The following is an 8,639-nucleotide window of genomic DNA, read 5'->3' as shown; positions in this document are numbered from 1 at the left end:
GATCTCCTCGACGACCGCAGCGAACTTCGCTGCCTCGGTCTTGTAGATGAGATCGGACTGGTCGTCGCGCTGGACCTCACGGTTCGTGGGAATCGCGACGACGTCGAGCTTGTAGGTCTGGTGCAGCTCGGCGGCCTCGGTCTCGGCGGTACCGGTCATTCCGGCGAGCTTGTCGTAGAGGCGGAAGTAGTTCTGCAGCGTGATCGTGGCGAGGGTCTGGTTCTCCGCCTTGATCTCGACGCCTTCCTTGGCTTCGATGGCCTGGTGCATGCCCTCGTTGTATCGGCGCCCGTCGAGCACGCGGCCGGTGAACTCGTCGACAATGACAACCTCACCCTTGCGGACGATGTAGTCCTTGTCCTTGCTGAACAGCTCCTTGGCCTTGATCGAGTTGTTGAGGTAGCTGATCAGCGGCGAGTTCGCGGACTCGTAGAGGTTGTCGATACCGAGCTGGTCCTCGACGAACTCGACGCCCGCCTCGTGGATACCGATAGTGCGCTTCTTCTGGTCCGCCTCGTAGTGCTCATCAAGTTTCATGAGCGGCGCCAGTCGCGCGAATTCCTTGTACCAACGCGTCGACGTGGCGTCGGCGGGGCCGGAAATGATCAGCGGGGTACGCGCCTCGTCGATGAGAATGGAGTCGACCTCGTCGACGATCGCGTAGTTGTGACCGCGCTGGACGCGCTGGGAGATGCGCATCGCCATGTTGTCGCGCAGGTAGTCGAAGCCGAACTCGTTGTTCGTCCCGTACGTGATGTCGCAGTTGTAGGCCTCGCGGCGCTGATCGGGAGACTGCTGCGAAACAATCGCGTCGACGGTAAGACCAAGCCAACGGTGCACGCGGCCCATCCACTCCGAGTCGCGCTTGGCGAGGTAGTCGTTGACGGTGACGACGTGAACGCCCTTGCCGCCGAGCGCGGTGAGGTAGGCGGGGAGCACACAGGTGAGGGTCTTGCCCTCACCGGTCTTCATCTCCGCCACGTTGCCCGCGAACAGCGCGATGGCGCCTACGATCTGAACCTTGAAGTGCTTCTGCCCGAGAACGCGGTACGAGGCCTCGCGGCCCACCGCGAACGCCTCGATGAGGAGATCGTCGAGAGACTCGCCATCTTCCACGCGCTTCTTGAACTCATCGGTTTTGCCCTGGAGCTCGGCGTCGCTCAGCGCTTCCATCTCATCGGACTTCGCGATGACAGCCTCGGCAAGACCCTTATAGGCCTTGAGTTTCCGGCCTTCGCCAACGCGCATGATCTTTTGTAGAACGGCCACAGCTAAATACGTCCCCTGAGGTTTGGTCAATATGTTTCATGTGCCCGCGAGGACATCAGCCGGTCGGCGACCTGCCTGCCACCTCGAAAAAGAGCGGCATCGTGTCCGCGCGGGAGCACGCCTTCGCCCATCGTAGTCGCCATGTGGGCTGAGCTCCATACCGACGGCGCACACGACGACGGCGCCCACACCCCTCATCCAGGGACGATGCGGACGCCGAAGCCCTTCGTGTCGTTATCCGAGTAGCGCGGAATCGTCGCGCTCATCCGATCCGGGGCTCGTCGTACCCTCCTCGTTCAACGAAATCAGACCGTAGTCGAAGGCCTTGCGCCGGTAGACGACACTGGGAAGTCCGGTCTCCACATCGCGAAACAGGTAGAAATCGTGGCCGACCAGCTCCATTTGGGACAGCGCGTCGTCAACCGACATCGGTTCGCCGCTGTAGGACTTGTTGCGGACCACACGGCCCGGCCCCTCGTCGTGCTCGTCGGCGTGCCCGTCGGTGTGCCCGTCGGCGGAATCGCTCACGGCGTTTTCCTCGATCGCCTCGATCGACGCAGACATTTCCGAAAGCTCGGCGGTCGCCTCTGCCACCGACGTCGGGCGGCGGTGTCCCGAGTGGCTGATCTTCTTCCGCGTGCGCGCCTTGCGAATCTGGCGCATCAGCTTGGCCACGGCCGAGTCGAGTGCGTTGTAGAAGGTGTCTTCCGCAGCCTCTGCGCGCGCGACCCCCGACCGCGAACGAACCGTGATCTCAAGTCGCTGCGCGGTATCACCGTGCCGCGGATTCTTTTCGTGCAAGAGAACGACGTCGAATCGAGTGATGGTGTTGGGATTCATCTTCTCGACCGGCGAGAGCTTGTTGTGAATGCGGTCGACGAAATGGTCGGGAACCTCGACGTTTCGGCCGCGAATGCGCACCGTGGCCTCGAGTTCCTCGGCACCTTCGACCTCGGGACCATCGAAGGTCCGGGGATCAAGCTCGACTACGGGGGTCTTCGACATAGGAAGCTCCTCCTACTCCGGCCTCGCGGAATGCGGTCGCAGGTCCACGAGGCAACGTGAACTGTCTTGACCAGGAAGGAAACCCCGACCCCGCGGCTAGAGTTAACCGGAAGAGGAAGAACTGTATTCCTTCCCGTAACTCACTTTAACCCTTCTCGACGCGCGGGTGTCGCGGTCGATCGAATTTGCTCTCGCCATGTTTCCCGGGCGCCCGATCGGCCCCTGATCACGCCGCGCGCAATGCCACCGCGGAATCGGTGCGCAGCCCGATCCGGGCAAGCGCGCGTACGCATTCGGCCATCGTCGCGCCGGTCGTCACGACATCGTCGACGAGAACCACGTGCCGCCTTCCACCGCGCATCTGGGCCCACACTTTCGCGGGGTCGTCACCGCCGAGGATCCGTGGCGGCGCGGCGACGATGTTGCCGGCGAGGTTCTCCGCACGCGCACCGGCAGACAGCCCTGCAGCGTCCCGCACTCTCCCCCGCACCTTCAAAGGCCTGGTCATGACGACGGAGCCGGACGGAAGCGAGGCCGAGAGCACCCGCGTCGTGCGCTCTGCCCAGCGGGCGACGTGATCGAATCCGCGGCGGCGGACGGCGGCCGCGCTCGCCGGCGCGGGCACGAGGGCGAGCGGGGTGTCGTGGGGTTCGGGAATCTCGCCGAGGTCGATGAGTTCCCAGAGAAGCTGCGCAGCGCTGTCGCCGAGCTCCCGAGACAGCTCGCTGCGTCCGTCTTCCTTGTATGCGTTGATCACCGCTTGAGATGTTCCGCCGTACCTGCCGCAGGCGAACACCGGAACCGGCACGTCCGCGCGCAGTCGCACGCGCAACGGCGAGCCTCGCAGCTCGGCTCGGCATGCCCGGCATAACGCTTCACCGCGAACGCCGCAGCCCGCGCACGTCCTGGGTGCAACGAGGTCCGCGATGGCGCCGAGCATGTCCTTAGCCGCGGACCACCGGGAATGCACGGATACCAGACAGGCCCGGTACCTCGCGCCAGTAGCGTTCGGATTCCTCGATCTGGGTGTCGAGCTGCAGGAGCGAGCGTTGGTCGAGGGCGTAAATGCTCTTCCCGGTCGCGGCTACCGCGTCGATGCGGGCGGAGATGTTGCGGCCGGACTGCGATTCGGTCATCGCGCCGTCGACGGTGATGCGGGCGACCGGCGCTTCCACGGCGGAGCGCCCCACGAGGACGGACTCCCTGTCGAGCCAGCCCACCGACGTCACCGTGTTTTCCAGTGCCTGCCCGATGCGCAGTGGCGGCCCCAGCTCTGGTGTGCCGCGGTCGCGGTAGGAAATGACCGACAGGTAGGCCTGCCCGTCGGCGACGAAGAACAGGCGCACGCCGGTCGGGTCGAGCGCCATGTCTGTGACGTTGCCGTCGACATCGTCGAGCGCGTCCTGCCCGACCTCCCCTGCCGACGAGGGGTCGGTGGGGTTCGACAGGCGCGAGATGCGACCGCCGGCGCCGAGGAACCACAGAGAGTCGTCGACATTGCTCCACGTGGGAGAGGTGATGCCGGGGCCGCGCAGAATATCGGCGGGCTCACCGTCCACCGGGCCGACCTTGAGTACGGCGCCCCCGGCATTGGGTCCGTCCCCCGCAACCAGGGCAAGATCCTCGCCGTTGGGGCTGAGCCGTGCATAGCGCGTGTCTGGGATCTCCGACCACTCCCCGCCGAAGCGCTGCGCGGACTGACCCGTAAGACGGACGAGACCGTCACCGCTGGTCAGCACGTATTCGAGCTGAGGGGTGTCCGGATCGGGATCGAAATCGGAGACGTCCTCGACGCGCCAGCCTCCCGCGCGCCGCTCGTCGATGGGCGAGCCATCGCGTTCGAGACGGTATGGCCCAGGAATATCGGCGTCATTGAGAGTCCACACGACCTGGGCCGCGAACTCCTGGATCTCCTCGCTCGACATCGTCGGCAGGCCCTGGAAGTCGACGGTCGTGCCCTCGCCCTCGGCACCGGTTTCGGACGGGCGCACCGAGACCGAAGGGCCGAGCCTGTTGGTGACCGATTCGGTGAGCGACGGGCGCGGGTCGCCGGCGATCATGTTGAGCAGCGACGGCGCGACCTCGATGCTCGATGCGCTCAGCCAACGTGGGTCAGGAACGAGCGCGTCGCGGTCGGGATCGAGGAAGTAGAGATTGTGCATGGAGTAGTTCGTGTAGAACTCGGTGCGCTCCATGATCACGCCCGGGGGCAGCCCTTCGATGCGCCACTGGTTGTCGACTCGAACGAGCTCGATCTCCGCGGTGACCTCACCCTCGCCGGCGGTGAACACACCGCCCTCCTCGAGCACGCCGACGCGCTGGGCGCGAAGGGTGTAACTGGCACGGTCCTCTGTTCGCCGGCCCGCGGCGCTGAGGTTGGCGCGCAGCACGACCGTCGCCGATTCGGCATCGTTCCACTTCTCGTTCGCCTCGGGGGTGAGGAACTGGCGCGCGGCCGCGTGGCGCTGGTCCGGGAGCGCCGAAGCCTTGATGAAGTCGCGCACGAGCATGTCCGGTTCCTGGTTCGGTACCGGGGTGGGAATGTCGTCGTTGCTCGCGCGCGGGGCGAACGTGTCGATAACGCGCGGGGTGGACGACGAGGGCAGGGTCACGCAGCCTGTGAGACCTGTGATCGCCGCGACCGCGACTGCCGCGAACGGGAGGACTCGTCGCCTCAGGCGGATGGAACGCTTCGCCGTCATGACTCGTCCTGTCCTTTCTCGATTCGTGCGGTGCTGCCCTCGTCCGGCGAACCGGAGTCGCCGGACGTGGGCTCGCCGAGGATCTCGGGGATCTCGGGCGTTTCGCCATCCTCGGCGGAGTCGAGGTCAGCGCCGCCAGTCTCTCCCGCTGCCGGCGACGCTCCGGCGGACTTGCCGTCCGTCAGCTCGCGCCGTTGCGAGGTCTGCACGAAATCTTGCACGTCGAACGGCGGAAGCGGAAGAGGGCTCTCCCCCAACTCGGCGCCCTCGAAGCGCGGGAGCGTGAGACGGAAGAAGGAGCCGTTGCCGGGGTCGCCCCAGCAGTCGAGCGTGCCGCCGTGCAGCTTCGCGTCCTCCAGCGAGATTGCGAGGCCGAGTCCGGTGCCGCCGGAGCGGCGGACTCGGGACGGGTCGGCGCGCCAGAAGCGGTTGAAAACGAGCTGCGCCTCGCCGGGCTTGAGGCCGACCCCGTAGTCGCGCACGCCGAACGCGAGGGTGTCCTCGTTGGCGCCCAGGTACAGCGCGACGGGCTTCTGCTCGGAGTGGTCGATGGCGTTGGCGAGCAGGTTGCGCAGCACCCGCTCCACGCGGCGCGGATCGACGTCGGCGACGACCGGATCGTCGGGCATGTGTGTCTCGATGGACGTGCCCGCCTGGTCGGCAAGGTGATAAACGGTGTCGAGCGCGTCGAAAGCCGGGGACCGCGCGTCCACGTGTGAGGTATCGAGTTCGGCGACGCCGGCGTCGTGGCGCGAGACCTCGAGAAGGTCGGTGAGCAGAGCCTCGAAGCGGTCGAGCTCGGACTCGAGAAGCTCGACGGCTCGCTTGGTCGGAGGAGCGAACTCTTCGGCATCGTCGGAGATGATGTCGGCGGCCATGCGCACCGTGGTGAGCGGGGTGCGCAGCTCGTGCGAGACATCCGAGGTGAACCGCTTCTGCAGGTTGCCGTACTCCTCGAGGCTATGGATCTGCTGCGAAAGTGATTCGGCCATCGAGTTGAAGGCATTCCCCATGCGCGCCATGTCGTCCTCACCGCGCACGACCATGCGTTCCTTGAAATGACCTTCGGAAAAGCGCGAGGCGATCGACGCCGCCTGCCGCACGGGAAGCACGACCTGCCTCGTCACGATCCACGCGATCGCCGCGGACAACAGGATCAGCGCGAGGCCGGCGGTGATGATCGTGTTCTGCATGATGCTGAGCGTCTGCTCTTCGGCGCTGAGCGGGAACACGAGGTAGAGCTGCAGGTTGGGGATCCGCGAGTCGGTGGGCGTGCCGATGATCAACGCCTTGGTGACCTGGCCGCGGAACGAGACGGTCGCGAACTGGGAGGCGATGCGCCCCTGCTCGACCTGGTTCTGCAGCTCCTCCGGGATCTGCGCGCCGATGGGGCTGACGACCTGCTCGCGACCGGCGCTGCCGGGAGCGACGAGGATCGGGTCAAACGTCCCGGCCGACACCGCCTGATCGCCGCCGGCGAGCCCACGGTCGCCGAGCGAGTTACGCGCGGCGTCGAGTCGGGACTGGTCGGGCGAGGCGTCGTCTGTCGCCGCGATCTGCATCTCGACCGTCCCCCGCATCCGCGAGGTCTGGTCGACGGCTGCGGACAGCTTGGACTGAAGGAGAGATTCCGTCATCTGCTGCATCAGCATGAACGCGACGACGATGATGACGGTGAACGACAGCGCCAACGTCGAGGACACGACGCGGAGCTGCATGGAGCGCCGCCACGCTCGCCGCACCCTGGAGATCACGTGGCGAAGCCACGCCCCCAATGCGGCTACCTTCACTGGACGGGGCCCGCCTTATATCCGACACCGCGCACGGTCTGGATGATCTCGGGGTTTTCCGGGTCCAGCTCGATCTTCGCGCGCAGGCGCTGGACGTGGACGTTCACGAGGCGCGTATCGGCGGGATGGCGGTAGCCCCACACCTTTTCCAGCAGCACTTCACGGGTGAAGACCTGCCGCGGCTTGCGCGCCAGCTCGACGAGCAGCTCGAACTCGAGTGGCGTGAGCGGGATGGCCTCGCCGTCGCGGATCACGGTGTGCGCCGGCACGTCGATCGACACGTCGGCGATGTGCAGCACCTCGGCCGGCTCGTCGTCGCCGCGGCGCAGGCGAGCGCGGATGCGGGCGACGAGCTCCTTCGGCTTGAACGGCTTGAGAATGTAGTCGTCGGCGCCCGATTCGAGCCCGAGCACCACGTCGACCGTGTCGGTCTTCGCGGTGAGCATGACGATCGGCACCCGCGATTCGAGGCGGATGTCCTTGCAGATATCGATACCGCTCTTGCCGGGAAGCATGAGGTCGAGCAGCACCAGGTCGGGGCGAACCTCCTGAAAGGTCTCCACCGCGTAGGTGCCGTCGCCCACGACAGTCGGCTCAAAGCCTTCGCCCTTGAGCACAATAGTGAGCATTTCCGCCAGCGCGGCGTCGTCGTCGACAACCAGAATCTTCGGGCTCATGACCTCTACTTTGACAGCTTCGGAATCGTTATTCGGTCTAATGGCATCTTATGCGAGCGTCGCGATGCGGTCGGCAAGCATGGCCGCAGCGTCCTCCGGCGGCACGCCGAGTTCCGCGCGCCACCACGGAGCGGTCCACTCCATTTCGGCAAGTCTCTCATATGCGGCGGCGGTATCGGCCTGCAGTTGCGCATTGGTTTCGTAGGCGTCGAGTTCGCGGCTGGCATCTCCCGCGGCCCGCGAATCGGCCCGCCGTCGCGCCTCGGTCACCGGGGTCGGGAGCAGAATATAGCCGTCTGCCCGCGGGACGCCCATATCCTCGTGCTCCATCGCTTCAATCCATTCGATGACGTCGGAGAAGCTCCGCTCCCCCAGCCGCGCTGCGGAATAGGCCGCGTTGGACGCGACATAGCGGTCGCACAACAGCACGTCGACCTCGCGTTTCGCGGCGAGAAGGTCGACCGTCGCGGCCGCACGATCGAGCGCGAACAGTAGCGCCATGGCCTCCGGCGAACCGGAGATCGGACCGAGGCGGCCGCGCAGGGCGCCGGCCGCCAGGTCCGCGTGGTGGGTGCCGTAACGGGGAAATGCTCGCCGCGCCGAGCTCAGCCCGCGCGCGTCCAGCGCCGACTCGAGGGCGGAGACCAGCGTGTTCTTGCCGGCTCCGTCGATACCTTCGATCGCGACGAGAATCCCCACGTCCGACGTCAACCCCTGGCTAGTAGCGGTAGTGCTCGGGCTTGAACGGGCCCTCGACGTCGACGCCGATGTACTCGGCCTGGTCCTTGGCGAGCTTGGTGAGCGTTCCGCCGAGCGCCTCCACGTGGAGGCGGGCGACCTTCTCGTCGAGGATCTTCGGCAGGCGGTACACGCCGATCGGGTACTGATCGGCCTTGGTGAACAGCTCGATCTGCGCGATGACCTGGTCGGCGAAGCTGTTCGACATGACGAACGAGGGGTGGCCCGTGGCGTTGCCCAGGTTGAGCAGGCGGCCCTCGGACAGCACGATGATCGAGCGTCCCGTCGACGCGAACTCGAACTCGTCGACCTGCGGCTTGATGTTGATGCGGGTGACGTCGGAGGACGCCTCAAGCCCGGCCATGTCGATTTCGTTGTCGAAGTGGCCGATGTTGCCGAGGATCGCCTTGTTCTTCATCGCCTTCATGTTCTCGAAGGTGATGATGTCCTTGTTGCCG

General features: G+C 65.9%; 8 protein-coding genes. All 8 read right to left on the bottom strand.

Annotation, left to right across the window (positions count from 1 at the left end; genetic code table 11):
• Positions 1–1,248 (bottom strand): DEAD/DEAH box helicase (locus tag K8V11_RS07765; RefSeq protein ID WP_369693053.1); only part of this gene is annotated, 1,248 nt, incomplete at its 3' end.
• Between the two features lie 255 nt (positions 1,249–1,503).
• Positions 1,504–2,274, bottom strand: coding sequence for a ribosome hibernation-promoting factor, HPF/YfiA family (gene raiA / locus K8V11_RS07760; protein WP_303912349.1), 771 nt, complete (start codon positions 2,272–2,274; stop codon positions 1,504–1,506).
• Between the two features lie 226 nt (positions 2,275–2,500).
• A complete protein-coding gene (locus tag K8V11_RS07755) occupies positions 2,501–3,031 on the bottom strand; it encodes a ComF family protein (protein WP_303912346.1) in 531 nt (176 codons plus the stop codon).
• A gap of 187 nt (positions 3,032–3,218) precedes the next feature.
• The gene (locus K8V11_RS07750; RefSeq protein ID WP_303912343.1) at positions 3,219–4,976 is read right to left on the bottom strand and encodes an LpqB family beta-propeller domain-containing protein; all 1,758 of its coding nucleotides are present in this window, start codon (positions 4,974–4,976) and stop codon (positions 3,219–3,221) included.
• Entirely contained in the window at positions 4,973–6,766 is a 1,794-nt protein-coding gene (mtrB, locus tag K8V11_RS07745; protein WP_303912341.1) for an MtrAB system histidine kinase MtrB, read from the bottom strand. The genes K8V11_RS07750 and mtrB overlap by 4 nt, the downstream gene beginning before the upstream one ends.
• A complete protein-coding gene (gene mtrA / locus K8V11_RS07740) occupies positions 6,763–7,443 on the bottom strand; it encodes an MtrAB system response regulator MtrA (protein ID WP_303912337.1) in 681 nt (226 codons plus the stop codon). Before mtrA ends, mtrB begins: the two co-directional genes overlap by 4 nt.
• Before the next feature lie 48 nt (positions 7,444–7,491).
• A complete protein-coding gene (locus K8V11_RS07735) occupies positions 7,492–8,154 on the bottom strand; it encodes a dTMP kinase (RefSeq protein ID WP_303912335.1) in 663 nt (220 codons plus the stop codon).
• A 7-nt stretch (positions 8,155–8,161) separates the two neighbouring features.
• A partial coding sequence (locus K8V11_RS07730; RefSeq protein WP_303912332.1) for an adenosylhomocysteinase occupies positions 8,162–8,639 on the bottom strand: 478 nt, incomplete at its 5' end.

Origin of the sequence: Dietzia timorensis (assembly GCF_020742175.1) — a bacterium.
GTDB lineage: Bacteria > Actinomycetota > Actinomycetes > Mycobacteriales > Mycobacteriaceae > Dietzia > Dietzia timorensis_A.
The sequence above is the reverse complement of the archived record's forward strand: the minus strand, read 5'-3'. Positions and strand labels throughout refer to the sequence as shown.